The organism is Prochlorococcus sp. MIT2302 (assembly GCF_059772385.1).
On record NZ_CM186285.1, the window covers coordinates 1,862,078 to 1,885,058 of the forward strand.

General features: G+C 35.7%; 28 protein-coding genes and 2 tRNA genes. 13 read left to right on the forward strand and 17 right to left on the reverse strand.

Features of this window, described 5'->3' with window-relative positions; genetic code table 11:
• The first annotated feature begins 3 nt into the window (after positions 1-3).
• Positions 4-1,638: a Ppx/GppA phosphatase family protein gene (locus tag AC6EI2_RS10735; protein WP_498462303.1), complete on the forward strand. Its 1,635-nt coding sequence runs from the start codon at positions 4-6 to the stop codon at positions 1,636-1,638.
• Between the two features lie 6 nt (positions 1,639-1,644).
• Here AC6EI2_RS10735 and AC6EI2_RS10740 read toward each other — a convergent pair whose 3' ends face one another.
• The 5 genes from AC6EI2_RS10740 to petC all read right to left on the reverse strand — a co-directional run bounded on the left by AC6EI2_RS10740 (position 1,645) and on the right by petC (position 5,449).
• Entirely contained in the window at positions 1,645-2,145 is a 501-nt protein-coding gene (locus AC6EI2_RS10740) for a helix-turn-helix domain-containing protein (protein ID WP_498462304.1), read from the reverse strand.
• 120 nt (positions 2,146-2,265) lie between these two features.
• The gene (gene cobM / locus AC6EI2_RS10745) at positions 2,266-3,018 is read right to left on the reverse strand and encodes a precorrin-4 C(11)-methyltransferase (protein WP_498462305.1); all 753 of its coding nucleotides are present in this window, start codon (positions 3,016-3,018) and stop codon (positions 2,266-2,268) included.
• The gene (gene lgt, locus AC6EI2_RS10750; RefSeq protein ID WP_498462306.1) at positions 3,015-3,926 is read right to left on the reverse strand and encodes a prolipoprotein diacylglyceryl transferase; all 912 of its coding nucleotides are present in this window, start codon (positions 3,924-3,926) and stop codon (positions 3,015-3,017) included. The genes cobM and lgt overlap by 4 nt, the downstream gene beginning before the upstream one ends.
• A gap of 13 nt (positions 3,927-3,939) precedes the next feature.
• A complete protein-coding gene (gene petA / locus AC6EI2_RS10755) occupies positions 3,940-4,905 on the reverse strand; it encodes a cytochrome f (protein ID WP_498462307.1) in 966 nt (321 codons plus the stop codon).
• 7 nt (positions 4,906-4,912) lie between these two features.
• Positions 4,913-5,449 carry a cytochrome b6-f complex iron-sulfur subunit gene (petC, locus tag AC6EI2_RS10760; RefSeq protein ID WP_498462308.1) on the reverse strand — a complete coding sequence of 179 codons (537 nt, stop codon included), beginning with the start codon at positions 5,447-5,449 and terminating at the stop codon, positions 4,913-4,915.
• 83 nt (positions 5,450-5,532) lie between these two features.
• Here petC and AC6EI2_RS10765 point away from each other — a divergent pair, with 83 nt between their 5' ends.
• On the forward strand, positions 5,533-5,895 hold the full coding sequence (locus AC6EI2_RS10765) for a DUF3067 family protein (protein WP_498462309.1): 363 nt from the start codon (positions 5,533-5,535) through the stop codon (positions 5,893-5,895).
• On the opposite strand, the gene tatC is transcribed toward AC6EI2_RS10765, so the two are convergent.
• From tatC to AC6EI2_RS10780, 3 genes are all read right to left on the reverse strand, one after another.
• Positions 5,861-6,580: a twin-arginine translocase subunit TatC gene (gene tatC, locus AC6EI2_RS10770; protein WP_498462310.1), complete on the reverse strand. Its 720-nt coding sequence runs from the start codon at positions 6,578-6,580 to the stop codon at positions 5,861-5,863. The genes AC6EI2_RS10765 and tatC overlap by 35 nt on opposite strands.
• A 227-nt stretch (positions 6,581-6,807) precedes the next feature.
• The gene (locus AC6EI2_RS10775) at positions 6,808-7,059 is read right to left on the reverse strand and encodes a hypothetical protein (RefSeq protein ID WP_498462311.1); all 252 of its coding nucleotides are present in this window, start codon (positions 7,057-7,059) and stop codon (positions 6,808-6,810) included.
• Between the two features lie 42 nt (positions 7,060-7,101).
• Positions 7,102-8,805: an Rqc2 family fibronectin-binding protein gene (locus AC6EI2_RS10780; protein WP_498462312.1), complete on the reverse strand. Its 1,704-nt coding sequence runs from the start codon at positions 8,803-8,805 to the stop codon at positions 7,102-7,104.
• A gap of 68 nt (positions 8,806-8,873) precedes the next feature.
• On the opposite strand from AC6EI2_RS10780, the gene gmk reads away from it, so the two are divergent.
• Positions 8,874-9,434, forward strand: coding sequence for a guanylate kinase (gene gmk, locus AC6EI2_RS10785; RefSeq protein WP_498462313.1), 561 nt, complete (start codon positions 8,874-8,876; stop codon positions 9,432-9,434).
• Positions 9,435-9,451: 17 nt separating this feature from the next.
• Here the strand turns inward: gmk and psaJ are convergent, their stop codons facing one another.
• Both psaJ and AC6EI2_RS10795 read right to left on the reverse strand, forming a co-directional pair.
• The gene (psaJ, locus tag AC6EI2_RS10790; RefSeq protein WP_498462314.1) at positions 9,452-9,589 is read right to left on the reverse strand and encodes a photosystem I reaction center subunit IX; all 138 of its coding nucleotides are present in this window, start codon (positions 9,587-9,589) and stop codon (positions 9,452-9,454) included.
• Positions 9,590-9,632: 43 nt separating this feature from the next.
• On the reverse strand, positions 9,633-10,190 hold the full coding sequence (locus AC6EI2_RS10795; protein ID WP_498462315.1) for a Photosystem I reaction center subunit III: 558 nt from the start codon (positions 10,188-10,190) through the stop codon (positions 9,633-9,635).
• Positions 10,191-10,263: 73 nt separating this feature from the next.
• On the opposite strand from AC6EI2_RS10795, the gene tsaD reads away from it, so the two are divergent.
• The 4 genes from tsaD to AC6EI2_RS10815 all read left to right on the forward strand — a co-directional run bounded on the left by tsaD (position 10,264) and on the right by AC6EI2_RS10815 (position 13,526).
• A complete protein-coding gene (tsaD, locus tag AC6EI2_RS10800; RefSeq protein WP_498462316.1) occupies positions 10,264-11,334 on the forward strand; it encodes a tRNA (adenosine(37)-N6)-threonylcarbamoyltransferase complex transferase subunit TsaD in 1,071 nt (356 codons plus the stop codon).
• 29 nt (positions 11,335-11,363) lie between these two features.
• Positions 11,364-11,546 (forward strand): high light inducible protein, encoded by a 183-nt coding sequence (locus tag AC6EI2_RS10805; RefSeq protein WP_498462317.1) that lies wholly within the window; start codon positions 11,364-11,366, stop codon positions 11,544-11,546.
• Between the two features lie 104 nt (positions 11,547-11,650).
• Positions 11,651-12,118 (forward strand): DUF1643 domain-containing protein, encoded by a 468-nt coding sequence (locus AC6EI2_RS10810; RefSeq protein WP_498462318.1) that lies wholly within the window; start codon positions 11,651-11,653, stop codon positions 12,116-12,118.
• Positions 12,119-12,281: 163 nt separating this feature from the next.
• A complete protein-coding gene (locus AC6EI2_RS10815) occupies positions 12,282-13,526 on the forward strand; it encodes a cation:proton antiporter (RefSeq protein WP_498462319.1) in 1,245 nt (414 codons plus the stop codon).
• Here AC6EI2_RS10815 and gltX read toward each other — a convergent pair.
• From gltX to rplS, 5 genes are all read right to left on the reverse strand, one after another.
• On the reverse strand, positions 13,482-14,912 hold the full coding sequence (gene gltX / locus AC6EI2_RS10820) for a glutamate--tRNA ligase (protein WP_498462320.1): 1,431 nt from the start codon (positions 14,910-14,912) through the stop codon (positions 13,482-13,484). The genes AC6EI2_RS10815 and gltX overlap by 45 nt on opposite strands.
• Positions 14,913-14,933: 21 nt before the next feature.
• A tRNA-Asp gene (locus tag AC6EI2_RS10825) sits at positions 14,934-15,007 on the reverse strand.
• A gap of 202 nt (positions 15,008-15,209) precedes the next feature.
• Complete coding sequence (locus tag AC6EI2_RS10830; protein ID WP_006043540.1) at positions 15,210-15,398, reverse strand: SH3 domain-containing protein; 189 nt, start codon at positions 15,396-15,398, stop codon at positions 15,210-15,212.
• Between the two features lie 35 nt (positions 15,399-15,433).
• Positions 15,434-15,506: transfer RNA gene (locus AC6EI2_RS10835), tRNA-Trp, on the reverse strand.
• A gap of 60 nt (positions 15,507-15,566) precedes the next feature.
• Positions 15,567-16,055 carry a 50S ribosomal protein L19 gene (rplS, locus tag AC6EI2_RS10840; RefSeq protein WP_498462321.1) on the reverse strand — a complete coding sequence of 163 codons (489 nt, stop codon included), beginning with the start codon at positions 16,053-16,055 and terminating at the stop codon, positions 15,567-15,569.
• Between the two features lie 301 nt (positions 16,056-16,356).
• On the opposite strand from rplS, the gene map reads away from it, so the two are divergent.
• Positions 16,357-17,196 (forward strand): type I methionyl aminopeptidase, encoded by an 840-nt coding sequence (gene map / locus AC6EI2_RS10845; protein ID WP_498462322.1) that lies wholly within the window; start codon positions 16,357-16,359, stop codon positions 17,194-17,196.
• A gap of 19 nt (positions 17,197-17,215) precedes the next feature.
• Here map and AC6EI2_RS10850 read toward each other — a convergent pair whose 3' ends face one another.
• Positions 17,216-17,926, reverse strand: coding sequence for an SDR family oxidoreductase (locus AC6EI2_RS10850; RefSeq protein ID WP_498462323.1), 711 nt, complete (start codon positions 17,924-17,926; stop codon positions 17,216-17,218).
• A gap of 186 nt (positions 17,927-18,112) precedes the next feature.
• Between AC6EI2_RS10850 and AC6EI2_RS10855 the strand changes: the two genes are divergently transcribed.
• The 5 genes from AC6EI2_RS10855 to AC6EI2_RS10875 all read left to right on the forward strand — a co-directional run bounded on the left by AC6EI2_RS10855 (position 18,113) and on the right by AC6EI2_RS10875 (position 21,562).
• Positions 18,113-19,204, forward strand: coding sequence for a phosphotransacetylase family protein (locus AC6EI2_RS10855; protein WP_498462324.1), 1,092 nt, complete (start codon positions 18,113-18,115; stop codon positions 19,202-19,204).
• Between the two features lie 39 nt (positions 19,205-19,243).
• On the forward strand, positions 19,244-19,762 hold the full coding sequence (locus AC6EI2_RS10860; protein ID WP_498462325.1) for a DNA recombination-mediator protein A: 519 nt from the start codon (positions 19,244-19,246) through the stop codon (positions 19,760-19,762).
• A 122-nt stretch (positions 19,763-19,884) separates the two neighbouring features.
• Positions 19,885-20,382, forward strand: a complete 498-nt coding sequence (locus AC6EI2_RS10865) for a YajQ family cyclic di-GMP-binding protein (protein WP_498462326.1) — start codon at positions 19,885-19,887, stop codon at positions 20,380-20,382.
• 42 nt (positions 20,383-20,424) lie between these two features.
• Positions 20,425-20,619 (forward strand): DUF8662 family protein, encoded by a 195-nt coding sequence (locus tag AC6EI2_RS10870; protein WP_498462327.1) that lies wholly within the window; start codon positions 20,425-20,427, stop codon positions 20,617-20,619.
• A 136-nt stretch (positions 20,620-20,755) separates the two neighbouring features.
• Complete coding sequence (locus tag AC6EI2_RS10875) at positions 20,756-21,562, forward strand: prohibitin family protein (protein WP_498462328.1); 807 nt, start codon at positions 20,756-20,758, stop codon at positions 21,560-21,562.
• A 58-nt stretch (positions 21,563-21,620) separates the two neighbouring features.
• Here the strand turns inward: AC6EI2_RS10875 and hemL are convergent, their stop codons facing one another.
• Positions 21,621-22,856: a glutamate-1-semialdehyde 2,1-aminomutase gene (gene hemL / locus AC6EI2_RS10880; protein ID WP_498463493.1), complete on the reverse strand. Its 1,236-nt coding sequence runs from the start codon at positions 22,854-22,856 to the stop codon at positions 21,621-21,623.
• Between the last annotated feature and the right edge of the window lie 125 nt (positions 22,857-22,981).

A 22,981-nucleotide genomic window follows, 5' to 3' on the forward strand; every position in this document is an offset into this window, starting at 1 on the left:
TATATGTTAGGTGACTCAATAGATAATTCCTCTAAACGGAATATTATCGAATTGGATCTTGGGGAGAATCAAGATAGTGAGTTATGCCGTGTAGCAACAATAGATATTGGCACTAACTCAACGCATCTCTTAATTGCAAAGCTTGAGCCAAAATTAAATACTTTTAGTATTGAACTTGCTGAGAAATCAACGACAAGACTTGGAGAGAGAGATCCTGTCAATGGAGAACTTACATCCATTGCTATGACTAGGGCATTCTCAACATTAAAGAGATTTAAGGACTTATCAGAAAGCTATAAAGTTGAGAGCCTTCTTATTGCTGCTACAAGTGCGGTACGAGAAGCACCAAATGGAAAAATCTTTATATCTGAGATAAAAAATAAGATAGGCTTAGATGTTGAATTGATAAGCGGAGCAGAGGAAGCAAGATTGATCTATCTAGGTGTCCTTTCCGGGATGCAATTTGGGAATAAACCCCATTTAGTTCTTGATATTGGAGGAGGTTCGACAGAATTAATCCTTGCTGATAGATCTGAGGCAAGAGCATTAACAAGTACAAAGATTGGAGCAGTACGATTACAAAGAGAATTTATTAAAAAAGATCCGATATCTTCTCAGACTGAATTATTTTTAAGGTCATTTATTAGAGGCTCTATGGAGTCAGCAATTGATAAGATATCTAAGAGAATTGAAGTAGGAGAAAAACCCGTCTTAGTGGCAACTAGTGGAACTGCCATGGCTATTGGGGAATTAATCTCTAATAAAGAAAATCATATTCAGTCAAAATTGCAAGGTTATAAAATTTCCAAAAAAAATTTAGATATTATTGTAAGTCAATTAATAAAAATGACACCTTCTGAGAGGAGTAATTTATCCTCATTAAGTGAAAGAAGATCTGAGATTATTGTCCCGGGGGCTTTGATTTTGCAAACGATAATGAATATGGTGAATGTTAATGAGATTGTTTTAAGTGAAAGAGCTCTTCGTGAAGGTTTGGTAGTTGATTGGATGTGTCGTAATAATTATTTAAAAGATCAGTTGAGCTTTCAAGGGTCAATAAGAGAAAGAACAGTCATACATCAATCAAAAAGATTTGGTGTTAACTCAAAAAGATCAAAAAGAGTTTCGGAATTTGCTCTTACTTTTTATGATAAGACCCGAGGGGTTTTGCATCATGATAATGGTGAAGGTAGAGATCTTTTGTGGGCAGCAGCCAGGCTTCATGCCTGTGGTAAACATATAAATATTGGAGCTTATCATAAGCATTCGTGGTATTTAATAAGGCATGGAGAGCTCTTGGGTTACTCTCAAGCTGAGCATTTGATGGTCGCCGCTATTGCTAGGTATCACAGGAAAAGTTTTCCTAAAAAAAGACATGAATCTTGGCAATCTTTGATATATGAAAGACATAAAAACTTAGTAAATGAAATGTCTTTACTTCTTCGCCTTTCATGCGCTTTGGATAGAAGACCAGAACCTTTGATATCAAAGATAGTGATTAAAACTAACAATAACAAAGTTGATATAGAATTGATTCCTAATGAATTAGGTCAGAATTTAGATCTTGAGAAATGGAGTCTTAAGAAGGCACTTTTACTAGTAAAAAAAGTTAAAGATGTTGATATAAATATACTTTAAAATACTTTAAAAATATGTTTTTCTTTCCAATGAAAAGATATTACTTTGCTGGGGATTATTAATTGAATCATTTTGAAAACTTTGTATGTATTTTAGTGCAATTAATGAAGTAAATAATCCTAGGAATCCAGACAAAAACATAAAAACAAATGGGCTGAAATTTTTTTTCTTCCTTGCATTTTTCTTTTTAATTAATGGAGTCGGCTTCGCTACATTTTTTTTCTTGTCATTCAGTTCATCAAGAACAAAACTTGTATCTAAGTTCAATTTCTCAGCTATCCGTCGAACCATTGCTCTTATAAAAACCTTTTCAGGAAGTGATTGTTCATCACCTTCTTCAAGTGCGACCAATTGCTCTTTCCCAATTCTAAGTGATGAGGATAAATCCTCTACTGAAAGATTTCTGCCTTGCCTTGCTTCCCTTAGGAATTCACCAACTTTTTGTAAGGGAGATTTTTTATTTGCGATATAGGATTTATCGCTTTTGATGCCATCACTTTTTTCCAATTAAAAAAAAATTTTTGTTGTTAATTTTATTCTAAAGGGTTTGTAAAGTCTTACATCTCGAAAAGATAATTTTAATTTATCTTTGAATACTTATGAAATAGGTTTATTACTTCTTTCACTTTAGTTAGGCCTAAATAAATGAGAATGTGTGGGACTATAAAGTTTTGATCTTTGATTAGCTAGCTTTAATGTTGGACTAATTATATATAACGTTGTTCTAATTAATTTTTTTTCTCTAGAGGTTTTTGCCATTTCAGTCAAAGGTATAACTTTTATCCATTCGTCTGGCCAAGTTACTCTATAAGCAATAGCGACAGGAGTATTAGCAGGGTAATACTTTATAAGAATAGATTGAACTTCTTCTACATGTCTTGCACTTAGGTAAAGACATAAAGAAGACTGAATAGATGCTAGCTTTTGAAGGCTTTCCTTCTCTGGTTTACCTGTTCTGCCATCTGCTCTACTGAGTATTATTGTTTGTGTTAAATCTGGAATTGTTAGCTCGAATCCTAATTTTGCCGCTGTTGCTTGATAGGCACTTAATCCAGGAACTATTTCTACCTCAATACCTTCATCATTTAATCTACATATTTGTTCTGATATTGCTCCATACAAGCAAGGATCACCATCATGCAAACGAACAATTTTTTTACCTTCCCTGTGCTTTTTAATTAAGATTGAAATGATCTCCTCAAGAGTTAATGAACTTGTCTTTATTTTTTCACAATCATCTTTAACAATTTTTGTTATTTCTATAGGAATTAGAGAGTCTGTCCAAACTAAAACCTCAGCTGTTTTTAACCTTTCTTGAGCCCTGATTGTCATCAAGTCTAAAGCACCTGGCCCCGCTCCGACAATTGAAATTGAACTCATTTCTTTCTCCCATTAATTAATGAAGGATCGGGAAGTGCTTTTTTTGAAATATAAAGTCTCCATATTCCCCACAAACCAGAGCTCATTAAAAATAAGCTAATCAATTGTGCCATTCGTACACCGCCTTCGCAAAAAGGCGCTGTTCCTCCTAAGCAGAGAGGGTCTATTCTTAAGGCTTCTATCCAAACTCTTCCTAAGCTGTAGCTTATTAGATAAATGCAACTTAGGCTGCCAGAGGGTAACCTAAGTTCATTGTTATTTGACCTTTTAAAAAGAAAAATTAATGTTCCAAAAACAAAAATATTCCACAATGATTCATAAAGAAAGGTAGGGTGAAAATAAGTCTGTGAAGAGAATATTTCAGGTCTAAATTCATAAGGTATAAATAATTTCCAGGGTAAGTTAGTAGGAATTCCAAAAGCTTCGTTATTAAAAAAATTTCCCCATCTACCTATTGCTTGGCCTAATGCAACTGAAGGAACTAAAACATCAATAACATCCCAAAAAGATTCTTTACGCCAACGACAAAAAAATATTACAGATAATGTGCCCATTATCAGAGCACCATGAATCGCGATTCCTCCTCCCCATATCTCCAAAGCAGTTGGTATTGGTATATTGAAATTGAGAAAATTAATTGAACTCCAGAAATTTCTACCTGTGTAGTTTTTCCATTCAAATGCTACATAATAAATTCTTGCACCGATTACTGAAGCCAGAACTAAAATAGGGAGTAAATCATTTATTAGACTTTTTTTTAATCCTTTTCTGGTTGCTAATTCACCAGATAGATTAAGGCCTACCAAAACTGAAATAGCTATTAACAAACCGTACCACCTCAATGAAAAAGGGCCTAAATGAACCAACTCCGGCCCAGGCGATCTAAGCGCTATTAATATATTCTCCATTAATTATTTGAATTTATATTCCTTCTGCAGCTTGTACTTTTTCTACCTGTTTCTTTTTAAGCACAAGCATTATTTGTGATAACCCAACTCCTATAAAGAAAATAATCATTCCAATAACTCTTGCTTTACTTTGTAAAACAATTTCTTTGTCAAGTTGACCAAAACCTCCAACGTTTGGGTCTTCAGTTAATCTTTCACCTTTCTCAATAGTGTCACCTTCTTTTATTAATAATGAAGTCCCTGCAGGAAGATTTTCAGTGAAACTTTCGCCTTCTTCATTGTTTAGATTAATTATTTTTGTTCCATCTTCATTAGTCTCTATTGAAGTAATTGTCCCTGAATTTGTTGCAGTGAATAAGTTATTGTTGCTTTTTTCACCAGTCGGATAAACTTGCCCCCTTCCTCTATTCCCTCCTACGTGAATTGAATACTTTCCAAAATTATAATTTTTGTCTTTTCTTGGATCAGGAGATAAAACAGGGAATACAATTTCCCTGTTTTGATCTCCAGGTAAAGGACCTACTAAAAGTATATTTTCTTGGTCCTCGCTGTATTGAGTGAAGTAAACACCTTGTGTCTCTTCTTTTATTTCATCAGTCCATCTCTCTTGAGGAGCAAGCTTAAATCCATCTGGAAGCATTACAACTGCTCCAACTTGGAGAGGAACTTTGCTTCCATCAGCTCCAATCTCTTGCAAGTCCTTTTTGTAAGGTATCTCTACTACTGTTTTGAAAACACTATCAGCAGCAACTGCCTGAGGCACTTCAGCTCTTGTAGGCATACTTGCCACATGACAATTAGCACAAACAATTTTTCCCGTTGCCTCTCTGGGATTTTCAAATTTTTGTTGAGCCCAAAAAGGGTATGCCCAAGTTGGTTGAGGAACTATAAATATTGAAAAACCAATAAAAACAGAGAAGAGAAAAAGTTTTAATGAACGACTCATGATTTTAGAAATAGTATTGAAGTTTTTTTTCATTTATTGATCAACCCCACCAAGGATCAGTACCAGTTCGAAAATCAGTTTCTGTCCATTGACTTACGAGAACTTGGTCATCCTCAACTGAAACATGAGCTATTGCCAGAGATAAGGGTGCTGGACCTCTAACTACTTTCCCTGTCGAATCGTATTGGCTTCCATGACATGGACACATGTATTTATTTGCTCCGCTATTCCATGGAACTACACAACCTAGGTGAGTACAAATCGCATTAATTCCGTAACTAGTAATTGCATCCTCGCCTTCAACTATAAGGTAAGTCGGATCACCTTTAAGTCCTTGCACCAAGCTTCTATCACCAACTGGATGGGTTGCTAACCAACCACTTGCACTTACATTATTACCTAGCTCATCCTTTGCATTCGTTCCACCGCTGCCGCCTCCTGCCCTATATGGTGTGAAATATTGGGCTACTGGATATAAGGCTCCCAAAGCTACCCCTGTAACCGTTCCAAAGGTAAGCAGATTCATGAACTGCCTTCTGCCCATTGAGGGCACATCTGCAGTTGTCATTTGTGTCATTACAGACGTTCACCTATACGTAGATATTAGACCAGAATGGACACATAAAGGGTTATTAATCTCCGCGAAGACTAGGTTTTGAAATGAGTTTTGAATTTAATTGGTCAAATTCTGGTCATTCCTCTTCTTCAACTCCACTGGAGCCAGAAGAAGTAATGCAGTGCTTAAGAAGGCGTTGGGGAGTAACATATGATTTGAGATTGTTAGTAAAAAGAGACAGGATTTATTTACAAATGATGTGGGGGTTCCTAGAACAGCAATCTTTCCCGCTGGATGAAGAGACCTATAAAGAAAATTTGAATCGAACCTTAGAAATTATTAATCGAGCAGGTCAATCTGATTTTGTAAGGAAATGGTTAAAAAATGTTCAAGCAAAACCAAGACTAGGCAGAGCTATCACTTTACCTTTGCCTATGGATCCGAGGATGGATGAATTTGTCCTTTGAGATTTGTTGTTAAAGCAACTAACCCAATTCCAACAAAAAACAAAAAAGTTATCGATGTTGATAGAAGAAGCATCGTTATTGGATCAGTTGATGGAGTTAAAACAGCTCCTGCGATGGCTGAGGCCATAACAACTAATCTCCATGTAGATAACATCTTTTTCCAAGAAATTATTTCAAAGAAACCTAAAATGAATTGAAGAATAGGCAACTGGAAGGCTAACCCAGTCGAAAGCATAAGTAGAAGGACAAAATCTAAATATTTTTCTATTGACCAGATTGGCTCAACAACATCGGCACCATAACTTATTAAAAATCCCAAGGCTGCAGGTATCAAAGCTTTCCAGGCAAAGAAAATTCCTAAGAAAAATAAAATTGCTGAACCTGCAACTGAGGGAGCTATGAGAAGTTTCTCTTTTTTAGTTAGACCAGGAAAGATGAATTTTAAAAATTGGTAAAGGATGAATGGGAGAGAAATAGTAAGCCCGCCATAACCTGCAACTTTTATTGAAGTAAATAAAAATTCTCCAGGTGCTACCTGTAAAAATTGTATTTTTCCTGCGGGTATCTCTAATGCTTGTACAAGTCTCCTAACAAATAGTAAGCAAAAACCTGAAGATAGAAGAATTGCAATGAGACTCTTTAGGATCCTTTGGCGAAGTTCTTCGAGATGATCGACTAAAGGCATCTCAAGTGAATCAGATAGCTCAATTGAACCCTCTTTCCCTTTTATCCTGATAGGAGGAGGAGCTTTAAAAATATTTTCTTTTTTGTTGGAGCTATTCAGTTTAATTTAGTTAATAGTCTTATTTTAGTAGAAAATTGAGTTTTCAAGCATGTAATAAATTTTATCTAGATATTTAAAAAAACTAATTATATAAACTTTTGGTTATTAGTCCATAAGGGAAAATTAATTTATTTGGTTTTTGTTGGGTCAGGCAATATGAAAGGAGGGCAATCATTCAGCGATGATTCACCATAACTAGCATATTCTTTGTAGCCACCCATTTTCCCATTGGTTTTCATTAAAGCGCTGGTAAATGCTAATAAAAGGAATACTGTTGGAGCCCCAATAATTAGTGCTGCTCCAAATGCATATCCAATTAAAAATTCGGGGAAAGAATGATTGCCTAGAAATTCATGAGTCCCCAGCAAAAAGTCAATCATTTTTCTTCTTGTCTAATGAAGTTGATATTAATTCATTGAAGTTCATTTGTGGTGGAAATATTTCTGTGCTCGCTCTGCTTTGCCCCAAATCACCATGCCTCCTCTATAGCTAACCGTTCCAGGTAAGGTTCCTGAAATTCGTTGTAGATTTTCAATTGGGGTCATTATAATTGGAACTAACTTGCTACCTCGGGCCCTGCTACAAAAAGAAGCCAGGTCAGCAGCTAACTGAATATCTTTTTCATCTGCAAGTCCATTTGATGATTTAAGTACAATGTGGCTACCGGGTATTTCTTGAGCATGAAACCAAATATCTCCTTTTTTCCCTTTCTTTAAACTTATTAATTCGTTTTGCCTGTTGTTAGATCCTATTTGAATTGTTAGACCGCTAGGACTTTGGATCTCTTTTATGTTTGATGAGCTTCCCTTCTTTTTATTTAATTTAAATTTAGAATTGTTTTTTTTGATGCAAACATATTCTTCTATTTCTTCTTTAAGTTCAATAATTGAATCTAGTTTGTTTTTAAGATCCTCATTTTTTTCGTATAGAAATGAATCAAGAAATGATTCACAGCATTCAATCTCTGATATTTTTTTCTTGTGGAAATCGATTCTATTTAAAATTGAATCCCTAGATCTTTTTTTTCTTTTAGCTTTTTTGAACAGAGTTTGAGCTTCAATTATTTGCTTTTTTGTTGGAGGTTGTAAGGTGAGAAGGTTTCTTGCCTTGCTTTGCATTGTTATATATTCAGAAATATTTTTAACTAGGAATTCCTGATTATTTAGTTTTCTTATTTCATCAACTTTTGATTTCTCGAGATCTTGCTTTAGTTTTTCTCTAATAGATTTTATTTTTCTTTCTGCGATCTTATTTGAATAATAGATACTAAGTTTTAGCCCTATTTTTGTATCTTGATGATTTGATTTTCTTTGCCCCCACACAATGAAATCCGTTGGGCCTTTGAAATTAATCGTGAAATTATTATTCTCAATGTCTAATAGCCAATTTTTCCATTTTTTATATATTGCTTTCCATGTTTTTAATTCAATACTTGTTACTGGTTGATTTATTATTTTAAGTGCATCGTTATAACTATTGCTTGCAATTTGTAATGTTAAAGCAGGACTTATTCCTTGATAAGTATCTTTAAGACTATTCTTAAATGTTGATGGTACTAAGCATATATTATTTTTCCATGAATAGAATGATTCAGAGTATTCAGGTGTTAATCCTTTAAGAGGTGGAGGTGAAGTATAGATATCTCCTGTTCCTATTGGCCTTAATCTTGATTGACTCTCTTTTATTTTTTTCCCAAGAGTAATTACTTTACCTGTTCTGTCTAAAAGTAAAATATTACTGTGCCTTCCCATGAGTTCAACTACCAATTCTTTTTCTATTTCCTCCCCAGGTCTACTAGAAAATCTAAACCTTACTATTCTTTCGAAACCATTTTGCTTTATTTCAACTAAAGCTAAATTGACTAATAAATGTTTTAATTGTTTCGCTAATGTACTTTTTTCACCATATCTTATTGGAGGCGGTATTGATACAATCCTTGGGGATTCAGCAAGCCAACTTATTTCTATCCATGTGAGTCTTTCAATGGTTCTAAATCCTAATTGAACAGTATTTGAATCAATTTGCTGTGCATTTTCAAATCGACTTGGAACTATATCTTGGCTAAGTTCAAATACAACCGCTTTAAGGGTTGTTAAGTCCATTATTTGAATTGGAACTTTGTTCATCTATCATCCTTTTAATTTAATAGATAATGTAATTAACCTTTGGTAGGTAAATTAGATACCATTCAGTTATGTCTTCTTTAGGAAATCTTACTGTTATTACTGGCCCAAGCGGGGTAGGTAAAGGAACAATTGTTAGGAAAATCCTCGAAAGTCATAGTGATGTATGGCTTTCAATTTCTGCTACTACTCGCCAGCCAAGATCTGGAGAAGTAGAGGGAGAGCATTATTTTTTCTTAGAAAAGAGAAATTTTCAAGAAATAATAGATAAAAACGGTTTTCTGGAATGGGCTTCATTCTCTAACAACTTATATGGAACTCCCAAAAAAATAGTTAAAGAAAAAATTGAAGAAGGAACTAATGTTCTTCTTGAAATTGAATTAGAGGGTGCTCGACAAATTCGAAAATCTTTTCCTGAGGCATTACAAATATTTTTAGCACCACCAAATTTGTCAGAACTTGAAAAAAGAATTAGAGGGAGAGGAACCGAGACTGAAAAATCTATTAGGGATCGTTTAGCAATAGCAAATAAAGAGCTTATTGCGAAAAAAGAGTTTGACGCAGTAGTTATCAATGAAGATATAGAAAAAGCCTTCAAGGAAATTGAAGGCTTAATGGGATTAAAAACTTAAATCCAATTAATTAGATTTTAAAAAGACATTGGGTGGAAAAGTAAGTCAGGAACAAATCTATTGAATTCAACAATGATACTTGCTGTAATAAAGATCCAAATTGTTGCTACCACTGGAGCGGATCTAAACCATTTGGTACGGAATAATTGAAACATGATTGAAAATTTTTAAGTGATTTTTAATTTGATAAATAATTGTTTATCCTCTTGGACCATTAAGAGTGACATTATTGTCTCTTTCTCTTAGCTCACCATTCTTGCCCTCTCTATTGGCTTGTAAAGGCCAGGCAGCCCCTCTTTTTAAGCATTGCCAAGCTAAATCGGTATCTATAATAATCTCGTATTCTGCAGCATTCTTTTTCCCTCTAACAGCTCTTACATATTCCCTTCCTGACCAACCAATAATTCCGGCTATGTAAATGAACATTACTCCTGGGATGAGAAGATCTCCCTCATGACCTCTGTTAAACCATGCACCCCAGGGCTCAAGAGGAGGACCAATTATTAAATGAGGAAGTCCGTCATCGCCACATAGAGCTTTGCTGTATCTTTCGAATCTTTTTATTGCCTGATCTGTTGTCGCTGCGCTTGCTCTTTCTTGGAAACGGGCATTCTCAGAACAAGGCACTAGAGCAGAAGCTGTAAAATCTGTAGGAGCTCTGTCAGCATTTAGTGCTGGGCCTTGCCTAGCGTTAGCTATTGGAGCTATTCCTAAGAAAAGGAATGTTGAAAGCAGAATTGATAAAAGACGACTCATGAGTTCAGATTTTTATCTGTTGCCCTGTTTTAATGGGATTTCAGTATTAAACTTAGTGGATAACTAGCGATAAATGTCAATAATTTTATCCCTCGAAACAAGTTGTGACGAGTCCGCGGCAGCTTTAGTTTCTAATGAAAAAGGAAAAATTGATTTGTTGGCTAATGAAATAGCTTCACAAGTTGAGGAACACGCCAATTGGGGTGGCGTGGTTCCAGAAATTGCATCAAGAAGACATTTGGAAAATCTTCCATTTTTAATTGAAAAAGTTTTTGCAAAATCAAAACTACAGATAAAAGATATAGATGCGATAGCAGCAACTGTTACTCCAGGATTATCAGGCTCACTTTTAGTTGGATCAATTACGGCGAGAACTTTAGCTAATTTGCATCAAATTCCATTTTTAGGAATACATCACTTGGAAGGCCATCTTTCATCAATTTATTTATCGGAAAATCATCCACAACCTCCTTTCCTAGTCTTATTGGTAAGTGGAGGTCATACTGAATTAATCAAAGTAGATGCTCAGCATAAGTATCAACGTCTTGGTAGAAGTCATGATGATGCGGCTGGAGAAGCTTTTGATAAGGTTGCTAGACTTCTGGGTCTACCTTATCCAGGGGGGCCAGCTATTCAAAAAAAAGCTGAATCTGGAGATCCCAAAAAATTCTTATTTCCAAAAGGTAGAGTATCTAAGCCAGGCGGTGGTTTTTATCCATATGACTTTTCTTTTAGTGGTTTGAAAACTGCTGTTTTTCGCCAGATAGAAAAGCTAAAGTCGGAAAACAAAAAACTACCAGTAGAAGATATTGCTGCGAGCTTTGAACAGGTGGTAGCTGAGGTTTTAGTCGAGAGGAGTCTGCGTTGTGCTCTTGATCAAGGTCTAAATTCTCTTGTTTTGGTTGGAGGGGTTGCGGCAAATGTGCGATTAAGGAAAATGATGATTTCTCAAGCATCTAAAAATTCAATTAAGGTTGCGCTTGCCCCCATGGAATTTTGTACTGATAATGCTGCAATGATTGGGGCGGCAGCTTTGTTAAGGTTATCTTCAAATAGCACCAAAAGTTCAATGGAATTAGGTGTTTCAGCTCGATGGCCTCTAGAAAAATCTAATTTGCTTTACGATTCCAAGCCTCCTTTTTAATTAATTCTTTGATGATTTAATTTTTTCTTATGTCTTTAAATCAAGGAAATGAAACACATAAATCCACTAGGCCTGCAAGCTCAAGTGAAATTAATTCTTGGAAAAGAGGATTCACTCCTCAAGCTGAAATATGGAATGGTCGAATGGCTATTGCAGGTTTGATTATTGTATTTACTATTCTTATAGGATCAAATTTGATTTTATCTAGCTAGAAAGATGATTTAAATTAATAGTAATGATTTAGGGTTAAGTTTCTTTGTCATTTTGCTTGTTTAGTAAATGCAGTCACTATCGATGGATCTTAAAAAGAGAGTCTTTGACTGGTAAAAAGACGGTAGTTTTTATCGGCTTAAACCCTTCAAATGCTAATTCATCTAAGACTGATAGGACTCTCACAAGGATAATTAATTTTTGTTCAAGATGGAATTATAGGAATATTTATGTAATAAATTTATTCGGATTAATTTCAAAGTCTCCCTTACAGTTATCAAAAAGCAAAGATCCAATTGGCAGAAATAATGATTTAATTACCCTAGCAACATTACAGTTTTGGCAGAAAAATATTAATTGTGATTTGTGGCTGGGCTGGGGTGATAAAGGTCAATTAAATGGACGTGATCATGAGGTACTAGAAATGATTAAACATATTTCAAAATTAAAGTCCACTGAAAATAATTGTCCTAAACGTATATTAAGTTTGGGTCTAAGTAAGAAAGGAAACCCTTTGCATCCTCTTTATATGCCTAATGAATCATTTTTAAGACCATTTGGCCAGAAATTTTAAATTGTTTTGTCAGGTGTTTTTTAAATTAGAATATATAAACAATATAAGGATTCAAAGTGTTGCTATTGTAGAAGAATATGTAATTAAAACTATCTTATTAACTTATTTATTTTTTTAGGCAGATTTAATGGATACCCTCTTATGCCTTCATTGCTAGTTATTTATGACTCCTGAGAGGCTTGGCTTACTCTGGGGGATCACAGTTTTTTCTGGGGCTGGAGCAAGACTGTTATCAGTCATAACAGGTCTTCCTGGGGTTGTTTTGTTATTGCTATCTGGCTTGTTGATAGGGAGATCAGGTCTTGGATTAGTTGAACCATTAGATCTTGGAAAGGGTTTGGAGACAATAGTAGGTTTACTAGTAAGCCTTGTTTTATTTGATGGTGGTTTAAACCTTCGATTTCCTGGAGGTGCTATCAAGTCAATAGTTTTAAGAATTTCTTCAATAAGATTAATCATTTCATTAGCAGCGGGCTTCTTTGCTGCTCATTGGTTTTCTGGACTTGGCTGGTCAGTAGCAGGTGTTTACAGTGCAATTGTTCTTGCTACCGGACCAACAGTTGTAACTCCATTAGTTCGACAAATTCGACTTTCATCACCACTAAGTGATGTTCTGGAAGCTGAAGGGTTGATACTCGAGCCTATTGGAGCAGTGCTTGCACTTTTGTTGTTAGAGCTTGTTGTTGGTGATTTGCATGGCTGGAGAGAGCTACTCTTTGGATTGCTTTCAAGGCTTGGAGGAGGAGTTTTATTTGGATCAATTGCAGGTCTTTTGCTTTCAGAGGGATTAAAACGCTTACGATCTGAACCATATATCGGGATCAGGTTGCAACTAACTCTTGGTGTCATCTTCTTGCTTTATGGAGTATGCGAATGGTTATTACCTGAATCAGGATTGCCTGCATCTGTTGCAGCAGGATTTGTTGTGGGACAAAGGCCCTCTACAGAGGCGAATGAACTTGATAAATTAATTAGAGAATTAGCTCAGTTAGCAATTACTATGCTTTTCCCTTTGTTGGCAGCAGATGTCTCATGGGGGGAATTGAGCCCTTTGGGATGGGGAGGTATCACTTGCGTGCTTTTTTTGATGATTGTAGTTAGACCAATTGCTGTATGGATAGCGACCTATGGATTACCTCTTGATAATAAACAAAGATTGTTTCTTGGTTGGCTGGCTCCCCGTGGAATAGTTACTGCAGCAGTTGCTTCTTTGTTTTCCATTAGATTGGAGCAGGCAGGTGTTTTAGGGGCTGGAAAACTTCAGGGATTAGTGTTTTTGACAATATTAATGACAGTTGGCATACAAGGTTTAACAGCTCAACCGTTAGCAAAAATGTTGGGTTTATTAGATGAAGATAAAGATTTAAATGAAGCGACTAATTCGGGTTCTATCTTTACTGAATCTTGAGAGTAGAACCCAGCTTTGAATTAAATCAGGCCCATTAAGAGTTCCAAAAAGTGCTGCTCGAAGACTTTTCATCACAAGTCCTTTCTTCACTGAGCAGCTTTTTGAAGCTTGATTGATTAAAGAAAGAGCTTCATCTTTGGTAGTTAGTGAAGCATTTAAACTTTCAAGTTTTTCTACAACAAACTTTAAAATTACCTTTGCTTCTTTTAGTTCCAATTGCTTCTTCCCGTCATTATTTAATTTGGGCTCTTCAAAAAAAGGTTTAGCTTGATCAACTCCATCATTTATGAGAACCATAGATGGTCCAATTAAATCTACGAGATGAATTCCCCATTCTTGACTTGGGATGTGCCATCCATTCTTTTTAAATAAAGGATTTAAATTTTCTAATAGTGTTTCGGCTGGCATTTCATGGATTACTTGGGAGTTTAGCCAGTTCAATTTATCCCAATCGAATTTTGCTGAGGCTTTATTAACCTTTTTAAAACTGAAAATTTCTGAGATTTCTGAGATTTTGAATCTCTCATTAATCCCCTCTGGAACAGACCAGCCAAGAAGAGTCATGTAGTTTGCCATTGCTTCAGATGTGTAACCCATTTTCTTGAATTCAGAGATTGAAGTAACCCCATCTCTTTTTGAAAGTTTTTTACCTTCAGAATTAAGAATTAAAGGAGTATGAGCGAAAATTGGAATTTTGAGATCTAGAGCTTCGTAAAGAAGAATTTGCTTTGCTGTATTCGCAAGATGATCTTCTCCCCTTATTACATGGGAAATGTTCATTGCTGAATCATCAGCTACAACAACTAAATTGTACAAAGGGTCACCAATTAAATCTGCTGGTGCTCTTCTCGCAATTACCATGTCACCGCCTAAATCTTTACCACTCCAAGTCATTTCACCTCTAATTAAGTCATTCCATGAAATTAATTTTTGATCATTGATTTTGAATCTGATAACGGGTTTTCTTCCCTCGTCTATGTATCTTGATTCTTGCTCTGGAGTTAAATTTCTGTGCCTATTATCGTATTTAGGAGCTAAACCACTTCTCCTTTGAGATTCTCTCATTTCATCTAGTTCCTCTTCTGAGGCGTAACACTTATAGGCAACCCCCTTATTGAGAAGAGTCTCTATGATTTGTTTATGTTCTTTTATTCTCTCACTTTGAATGGTTGGGGATTCATCCCAGTTTATCCCTAGCCATTGGAGACCTTCATAGATATTTTTTATATATTCCTCTTTAGATCTTTCTGTATCAGTGTCTTCTATTCTCAGTAGAAAAGAGCCACCTTTTTTTTTTGCAAATAGCCAATTAAAAAGTGCTGTTCTAGCCGTTCCTAGATGAAGTGTTCCTGTTGGACTTGGTGCCAGTCTTACCCTAACTGTCAATGCTCTAATTCGATTTAAATACGGGACCGACGGGATTCGAACCCGCAACTTCCGCCGTGACAGGGCGGTGCTCTAACCAGTTGAACTACGGTCCCAGTTTTAGGCTTTAAAAAGGATTCTTTCTTTCAAATGAAATCCTTTTTATTGACCCAAAGAGTATCATCCTATAAATGCCATCTAGTCAACCAACGATTAATATTGTTGACTTTCGAACTATTTTTAGATGATTTTTCATGTAGCGAGATCCCTTTGAAGAGAAAGACGCTAGTGAAATAAAACCAAAAATCAGATGATTTTTTAAGGACGGAAACCAGCAGGCTCTATCAGCCTAACTTGATTACCACGAGCTGTGAACTCGCGTCCTTGGTCGCTTTGCACTACTACACGGCCACCTGATTTTACACGAATAACTCGAGCCCTGACCCAGCCTAATGCGGCTGACTCGAGAACTTTTACGACATCGCCAGGTTGAAGATCCAACTCCATTCTTTAAAAAAGTAACTGCAAAAAGGGTTTTCGAACGCGCCGTGGAGGACTTGAACCCCCGACATCAGGTTTTGGAGACCTGCGTTCTACCAACTGAACTAACGGCGCATTGTCTATACCCTTTAAGTCATTGTTAACCAATGACTTTTGATTGAGGAGGCCGAGACCTCAGCGGTCGAAGCGCTGCTTTACGCGTGTGGCTTTGCCCACTCGCTCACGCAGATAGAAAAGCTTCGCTCTTCTTACTTTACCTCGGCGTTCAACCTTAATGGATGCAACTTGAGGACTGTGAACCAGAAAAATTCTTTCAACGCCTATTCCTTGAAAAATGCGTCTTACTGTGATTGTTTGATGAATTCCGCCATGTCGCTTTGCTATTACAACACCTTCATAGGGCTGAACTCTTTCTTTATTACCTTCACTTATGCGGACTCCAACACGAACAGTATCACCAACATAAATATCGGGGAGATCTTTAGTTTGTTGTTCTTCTTCAAAAGCTTTAATTATTGCTGCAGGAGAAAGAGTCTTAATTGAAATTTTCTTTCCTTTAGGCTTTGTTTCAGAAGCATTTTTTACTCCAGAATCTTTTGGAGTACTTGATTCAACTTCAACTTGTACCTCTTCGGTAGAGGGTTCTTTAGAATCAACTGACATCACCAATTACTCTTGATTTGGCCGGACTCATATTGTAACCGCTTGTTTCTCAAATTTAAAATTTTTGATGTATTGGTTCTTTAATCCAAATCTTCTTATTATTTTCGTATTTGGCATTTATTAAGCCATTGATTGATCGTTAAAGAAAAAAAATGAGTCTTTCAACCTTTCGTTTAATATAGAAATTTTATTAAAGAAAAGAATTTTTCTAATGAAAATGTCCCTATCCATTTGATAATTTACGTATTATTAATTTGTTAATAAAAGTCAATTTTTGTGGTTTTTACTTTTTCTTTAAACAATGAAGCTTTTCTCTGATCTCCTTTCATCATCAAATTCAAAAATACCTGTCAATAATGGTCCTGTTATTAAACAAAGGAGAGGAGTTGAAATTAAGTCTTCAAGAGAGATAGAAATTATGCGTAAATCTAGCAAAATAGTTGCAACTGTACTAAGTGAAATTAGAGATTTGGTTAAACCAGGAATGTCTACCTTAGATCTAGATAAATATGCGGAAAAACGAATAAGAGATCTTGGTGCCACGCCAAGTTTTAAAGGATACCATGGCTTCCCAGGTAGCATATGTTCAAGCGTAAACAACGAGGTTGTTCATGGAATACCAAGTAAGAAGAAAATTATTAATGATGGAGATTTGCTAAAAGTAGATACAGGCGCTTTTTATAATGGTTACCATGGAGATAGTTGTATAACTATTTGTGTAGGAAATGTTTCAGACGAAGCAGTTGAACTAAGTAGAGTGGCTAAAGAAGCTTTGATAATTGGAATAAAACAAATTAAACCACAAAATAAGCTTCTTGATATTGCAGGAGCGATTGAAGATTATGTTAAAGCTAATGGTTTCAGTGTTGTTGAAGATTATACAGGTCACGGTGTAGGTAGGAATCTTCATGAAGAACCTTCGGTATTTAATTTTAGAACTAATGATTTGCCAAATGTCAGTCTAAGAAAAGGTATGACTATTGCAGTAGAACCCATAATCAATTTTGGGTCGAAATACTGTAAGACCCTTCGAGATGGCTGGACTGTAATTACTAAAGATGGGAATCTATCTGCTCAGTGGGAGCATACTGTATTGGTTACGGAAAACGGTTTTGAAATACTTACTGATAGAGGAGATTGATTATCTTCGAAAGAAATCATTAGGAGTATATTTTTTTTGTAAATCTTGAATACAATATTCTAATTAATTCAACAAATGGCATTAATAAATAGGTTATGGGATTGGGAGATACTATGATTAAATAATTATCTTTTTCTGCTTTCTGAATTATTTTTTTTGCTACAAATTCAGGACTCAAAATTCCTTGTGGATTTAATTTTGATTTAAAAGGACCTAGTATTAATTTCCTGATTATAAATTGAGACCTTTTTTCCATTAATAATTTACTTTTCTTTAGGCTTACAAGTTCGCCAATTAGACGCTTTGTTATTTCATATGCTGGACTGAATGCTATTTGGATCTCTGCTTCTGATGTGTTTACCCATATTTCCTTTGAAGTGAACTTATTTAAATCAGTGTTTGATATTGCTAAATCCTCAAATATTTCGATTAATCTCCAATGACTGAGTGAATTTATTTCTATGGCTTTATTTATTTCATTTGAATCAATCATTCCTTTTGGATTAAATCCATGATTAAGTATCAAGATATCAATATTAGCAAGACTTTTTGAAAGTATTTCTTCTTTACCGCAAGACCAGTAAATCCATTCGTTTGGTCTCTTCCTGAAAGATTTTTCATGGTTTTTTTTGTTATGAGTTAAGCCAACAACATACGCCCCTTGTGCTTTCAGCTCTTCAATTAGAGACCTGCCAAGACTCCCATTTGCCCCAGTTATGGCAATCTTCAAACCCTTAAACCTTGAGCTTTTGTACAAGTCTTTTCATCGAGTTGTATTGATTGTATCTCTTGCGAAAAATTACGAGTTGATGGAGAGTTTTTGTCTGATGAGAATTTTATTCAGATTAAGTGTTGAGAACTTTCTCAAAAAGCCTAAACTTATAAAGATATTAATCTCACATCAGGTCTTTAATTAATGAGCAAGACCTTTCTAATTGGATCATGTGAACCATTTAGTGGTAAATCAGCCTTAGTTCTTGGCATAGCAAGAAATTTAATCGCTTCAAATCATTTGGTTAGATTTGGTAAACCCTTAGCGACAAGTCTTGAGTTGAATGTCTCTGAAGGAGGAGACATTCAAGAGATGATTGATGATGACGTTAGGTTTGTTGGAGAGACTTTAAAACTGTCTGTCGAAAATTTAATTCCCTCGATTCAATTTTTGGGTGCCTCCACTGCTAGTAAAAGAATTCAATCAAAGAGCTTAGACCCTGGAATTGAATTTGATAAGTTAAAGCTATCTCTCGATTCTTCTAGTGATAATATTAATATTCTTGAGGCCGCAGGGAGTTTGCATGAGGGTCTCTTGTATGGATTAAGTCTCAGTCAACTTGCAAAAGGTTTAAATGCTAAAGTTATACTCGCTCATTTTTGGCAAGATAGTAGAAGTGTTGAAGCTTTGTTGGAGGCTAAAAATCAACTTGGTGATTATTTAAGTGGAGTTATCTTAAATGCTGTTAACCCTGATCAAATTAAAGATATCAAAGATAATGTAGTTCCATCGCTTAAGTCACTAGGTTTAGATGTTTTTGGGGTAATGCCTAGGTCCCCTTTGTTGAGGAGTGTCACTGTTGAAGAATTGGTGAGACGTTTAAATGCTCGGGTTGTTTGTTGCTCTGACAGGCTTGAGTTGATGGTAGAAACATTGAGCATAGGTGCGATGAGTGTTAATTCGGCAATGGAATTTTTTCGAAGAAGGCGTAATATGGCAGTAGTTACTGGCGCTGATCGAACGGATATCCAATTAGCAGCTTTGGAAGCCTCTACTCAATGTCTGATTTTGACAGGTGCTGGTGAACCACTACCACAATTAATCAATAGATCCGAAGAGTTAGATGTTCCATTGCTAAAAGTTGATAGAGATACACTCTCAACAGTTGAAGTTATTGAGCAAGCATTTGGTCATGTTCGTCTTCATGAAACAGTCAAAGCTACTTATGCTTTTCGGTTAGTTCAAGAACATTGTGACCTTGATCGAATCTTTAAAACTTTAGGAATTTCTTTTTGACTTCATGAATAGTGCTACCTTTAAATTATCTGAATTAGGATGTCCTTGAGTCGATCACTCGATCTTCCTGCATTGGGACGAGTTGATACTCTCGCTCAGGAATTGGCCTTGCTAAAAAACGAGGGAAAAAGAAGGATTGCTTTTTTAGGGAGTAGGCATGTGCCAGTTGTTTCGATTCACATAGTCGAATTAATAGCACGGTCTTTGGCTCAGGAGGGACATTCGATAATTACATCAGGTTCACAAGGGGTCAATGCGGCAGTAATTAGAGCCGTTTTAGATATTAACCCCTCTCTCTTAACTGTTCTATTGCCTCAATCTCTCGATAGGCAGACTGCAGAGGTAAAGGATCTTCTTAGGAGCGTTTTACATTTAATAGAAAAAGAAGAAAATAATGATTTACCTTTGCCAATGGCAAGTAGTCTTTGTAATCAAGAAATCATTAATAGATGTGATCAATTGATTTGTTTCGCATTTCATGACAGTGAAACATTATTGAGTAGTTGTCATAGTGCTGAAGATATGGGAAAGATTGTCAGCCTTATGTTTTTTGATTAATTTAAAATCAAAGATAATGATTTATTTATAGTTATTTTTTAAGCCTTCAAAATATCTTTTAAATATATTTACAAGCAATATCTCTTTTAGATAATAAAATGGTGGTAACAAATTGAAGTTTTATGCCTTCTTCTTATTCTTTTGATGTAGTCTCAGAATTTGATCACCAGGAATTAGTAAATGCTATTGATCAATTGAGAAGAGAAGTCGATCAAAGATATGATCTTAAAGATTCAAAGACTAAGATAGATCTTAAAGAAAATGAATTATCTATTGTTTCTATTAGTGAGATGACGATTCAATCTGTAAAGGATATTTTATTGCAGAAGGCTACGAAAAGAAATTTATCATTAAAAATTTTCGATTTCCAAAAGATTGAAATAATTGGTGGAAATATGGTATCGCAAAATGTTCTATTAAGAAGAGGATTGTCTCAAGAAATTGCAAAGAGACTAAGTAAGTTAGTTCGAGATAATATAAAGAAAGTTTCTGCTTCAATACAAGGAGAAAGTTTGAGAATAACTGGTAAAAATAAGGATGATTTGCAAACCGCAATTAATTTACTCAAGAAACAGGAAGAGGATCTGGAAATAGCTCTTCAATTTGAAAATTATAGATAGTAAAATGATAAATTAAAACTTTGATTTTTATGATTCTTCGGTATGGAAAAAACTATACAAAAACTTGCTAAGAAATCACTTGAATTTTCTGGCATGTCAAAAAAAGAATTGGAAAGATCATGTTGGATGATTGTTCATGAACATAAGCACGGGATGATGCCTACAGAATATGATATTAGAGAGATTGATGAAGAACTTTATTTGGAGGTTTTAAGAACAGCAAAAGAGATGATTTAAGTAAAGAAAATGGAGCTTTTATTCATACAAGAACTCTTCTTGATCAATTAAAACAATAAGTTGATTATTTTTTCTATCTAACAAACTTCACAATATTCTCTAAATCAACATAAAATCACTATAGACAAGTTTTTTTATGACAACTCCATTTCGTAATGTGACTCCGAATGGACCTGGTGGCACAACAACTCTTCTACTAGTCCTCTCCTTTACTGGCTTTTTACTTCTTACTCAATCATTTTTTGTTGTTCCTGCTGGGCAGGTTTCAGTTGTGACAACATTAGGAAAAGTGAGTGGCGGATCTCGTAAGCCTGGTCTGAATTTCAAAGTACCTTTTGTCCAAAATACTTATCCTTTTAATGTTCAGACTCAGGTTAGACCTGAGAAGTTTGATTCATTAACTAAAGACTTGCAGGTTATTTCTGCAACTGCAACTGTGAAGTATGCTTTAAAACCTAGCGAAGCTGGAAGAGTATTCAAAACAATTTCTTACAACGATAGAGAGATTTACAATAGGATTATCCAACCATCACTTTTGAAAGCACTTAAGTCAGTTTTCTCAAAGTATGAATTAGTAACTATTGCAAGTTCCTGGAGTGATATCTCAGAATTAGTAGAAAAAACTGTGGCGGAAGAGCTTAATAAGTTTGACTATGTAGATGTCCAATCTCTTGATTTAACGGGTTTAACAATTGCAGATGAGTATCGAGCAGCAATTGAAGAAAAACAAATTGCTGAGCAAAAACTATTGAGAGCTCAAACTGAGGTGAAAATCGCTGAGCAAGAAGCTCTCAGGTATGACACATTAAATAAAAGTCTTGATGATCAAGTTCTTTTTAAACTATTTTTAGATAAATGGAATGGTGAGACACAAGTTGTTCCATCTTTGCCTGGCAGTACTTCAGGAAATGTTCCAGTTATTGTAGGAGGAAAAAATAGATAGTAATTAGAACCTAATAAAAAAAGTCCAATTAAAGATCCCTTTAATTGGACTTTTTTTATTAGATTTCAGAAAAACTTTCTTGAAAAGCTTTTATTGTCGCGTTTATATCATCTTCAGAGTGAGCTAATGATGTAAATCCAGCTTCAAATGCACTTGGAGCTAAATAAAAACCCTTCTCAAGCATCATTCTATGAATTTTACCGAATCGTTCAGTATCAGCAGATTTAGCTTCCTCAAAGTTCCGAACAGGGCCTTCACATAGATAAAAACCAAACATAGCGCTAATGCTCTGACCATGAATTGGAATATTTGATTCTTTTGCAGCAGTGAGGATTCCATCCAAAAGTTTTTTTGTAATGGCTTCTAATTTTTCGTATGTTCCTTCTTGTTTGAGCAGTTCAAGAGTTTTAATACCTGCTGTCATGGCAAGAGGATTTCCGCTTAAAGTACCTGCTTGATACATCGGACCAGAAGGGGAAACCATAGACATGATTTCTTTGCGTCCCCCATAAGCGCCTACTGGAAGACCTCCTCCGATTACTTTGCCCATAGTTGTTAAATCAGGAGTAACTCCAAAACGCTCCTGTGCTCCTCCGTAGCTGATTCGAAAACCAGTCATTACTTCATCAAAAACTAAAAGAGCCCCGTTCTCTTGAGTTACCTCTCTCAATCCTTCTAAGAATCCTGGTTCAGGTGTTATGAAGCCTGCATTCCCTACAACTGGCTCCAGTATGACTCCAGATATTGCATCAGGGTTTTCAGCAAATAGTTCTTTTACTGCTTCAAGATCGTTATAAGGAGCAGTAAGAGTATTAGCAGTAGTACTTCTTGGGACACCCGGTGAGTCTGGTAGACCGAGTGTTGCTACACCTGAGCCTGCCTTCACTAAAAACATGTCTGCATGTCCGTGATAGCAACCCTCAAATTTGATAACTTTATCTCTTCCGGTGAAGGCCCTCATTAAACGAAGAACAGCCATACATGCTTCCGTGCCACTATTTACAAAGCGGACCATTTCAACGCTTGGTACGGCATCTATAACCATTTCAGCGAGTTGGTTTTCAAGAACACAAGGTGCGCCAAAGCTAGTTCCTTTTTCCAGTGTTTCTTGAAGGGCCGCAATCACCTCAGGATGAGCATGGCCACAAATAGCTGGGCCCCAGCTACCCACATAGTCGATGTATCTGTTTCCATCAACATCCCAAGCATAGGGACCTTTAACTCGATCAAAAACGATTGGATCCCCTTCAACAGATTTGAAAGCTCTTACAGGTGAACTGACTCCACCAGGCATTAAATTTTTGGCAGAGCCAAAAATTTCTTCAGATCTTTTTGTGTTCAACGCGTCTGTCACAGCACCTCAGCTAATGAGCTCATAAACACAGTCCGCCATAATGGCCTAAAAGTGACTGATTCGTC

Bases quoted from the DNA above. Each gene is read 5' to 3' on its own strand.
- AC6EI2_RS10735 (WP_498462303.1), top strand. From the start codon at position 4: ATGTTAGGTGACTCAATAGATAATTCCTCTAAACGGAATATTATCGAA.
- cobM (WP_498462305.1), bottom strand. From the start codon at position 3,018: ATGAGTTCAATTTCAATTGTCGGAGCGGGGCCAGGTGCTTTAGACTTG.
- lgt (WP_498462306.1), bottom strand. From the start codon at position 3,926: ATGGAGAATATATTAATAGCGCTTAGATCGCCTGGGCCGGAGTTGGTT.
- petA (WP_498462307.1), bottom strand. From the start codon at position 4,905: ATGAAAAAAAACTTCAATACTATTTCTAAAATCATGAGTCGTTCATTA.
- petC (WP_498462308.1), bottom strand. From the start codon at position 5,449: ATGACACAAATGACAACTGCAGATGTGCCCTCAATGGGCAGAAGGCAG.
- AC6EI2_RS10765 (WP_498462309.1), top strand. From the start codon at position 5,533: ATGAGTTTTGAATTTAATTGGTCAAATTCTGGTCATTCCTCTTCTTCA.
- tatC (WP_498462310.1), bottom strand. From the start codon at position 6,580: ATGCCTTTAGTCGATCATCTCGAAGAACTTCGCCAAAGGATCCTAAAG.
- AC6EI2_RS10775 (WP_498462311.1), bottom strand. From the start codon at position 7,059: ATGATTGACTTTTTGCTGGGGACTCATGAATTTCTAGGCAATCATTCT.
- AC6EI2_RS10780 (WP_498462312.1), bottom strand. From the start codon at position 8,805: ATGAACAAAGTTCCAATTCAAATAATGGACTTAACAACCCTTAAAGCG.
- gmk (WP_498462313.1), top strand. From the start codon at position 8,874: ATGTCTTCTTTAGGAAATCTTACTGTTATTACTGGCCCAAGCGGGGTA.
- psaJ (WP_498462314.1), bottom strand. From the start codon at position 9,589: ATGTTTCAATTATTCCGTACCAAATGGTTTAGATCCGCTCCAGTGGTA.
- AC6EI2_RS10795 (WP_498462315.1), bottom strand. From the start codon at position 10,190: ATGAGTCGTCTTTTATCAATTCTGCTTTCAACATTCCTTTTCTTAGGA.
- tsaD (WP_498462316.1), top strand. From the start codon at position 10,264: ATGTCAATAATTTTATCCCTCGAAACAAGTTGTGACGAGTCCGCGGCA.
- AC6EI2_RS10805 (WP_498462317.1), top strand. From the start codon at position 11,364: ATGTCTTTAAATCAAGGAAATGAAACACATAAATCCACTAGGCCTGCA.
- AC6EI2_RS10815 (WP_498462319.1), top strand. From the start codon at position 12,282: ATGACTCCTGAGAGGCTTGGCTTACTCTGGGGGATCACAGTTTTTTCT.
- AC6EI2_RS10830 (WP_006043540.1), bottom strand. From the start codon at position 15,398: ATGGAGTTGGATCTTCAACCTGGCGATGTCGTAAAAGTTCTCGAGTCA.
- rplS (WP_498462321.1), bottom strand. From the start codon at position 16,055: ATGTCAGTTGATTCTAAAGAACCCTCTACCGAAGAGGTACAAGTTGAA.
- map (WP_498462322.1), top strand. From the start codon at position 16,357: ATGAAGCTTTTCTCTGATCTCCTTTCATCATCAAATTCAAAAATACCT.
- AC6EI2_RS10855 (WP_498462324.1), top strand. From the start codon at position 18,113: ATGAGCAAGACCTTTCTAATTGGATCATGTGAACCATTTAGTGGTAAA.
- AC6EI2_RS10860 (WP_498462325.1), top strand. From the start codon at position 19,244: ATGTCCTTGAGTCGATCACTCGATCTTCCTGCATTGGGACGAGTTGAT.
- AC6EI2_RS10865 (WP_498462326.1), top strand. From the start codon at position 19,885: ATGCCTTCTTCTTATTCTTTTGATGTAGTCTCAGAATTTGATCACCAG.
- AC6EI2_RS10870 (WP_498462327.1), top strand. From the start codon at position 20,425: ATGGAAAAAACTATACAAAAACTTGCTAAGAAATCACTTGAATTTTCT.
- AC6EI2_RS10875 (WP_498462328.1), top strand. From the start codon at position 20,756: ATGACAACTCCATTTCGTAATGTGACTCCGAATGGACCTGGTGGCACA.
- hemL (WP_498463493.1), bottom strand. From the start codon at position 22,856: ATGCCTGGTGGAGTCAGTTCACCTGTAAGAGCTTTCAAATCTGTTGAA.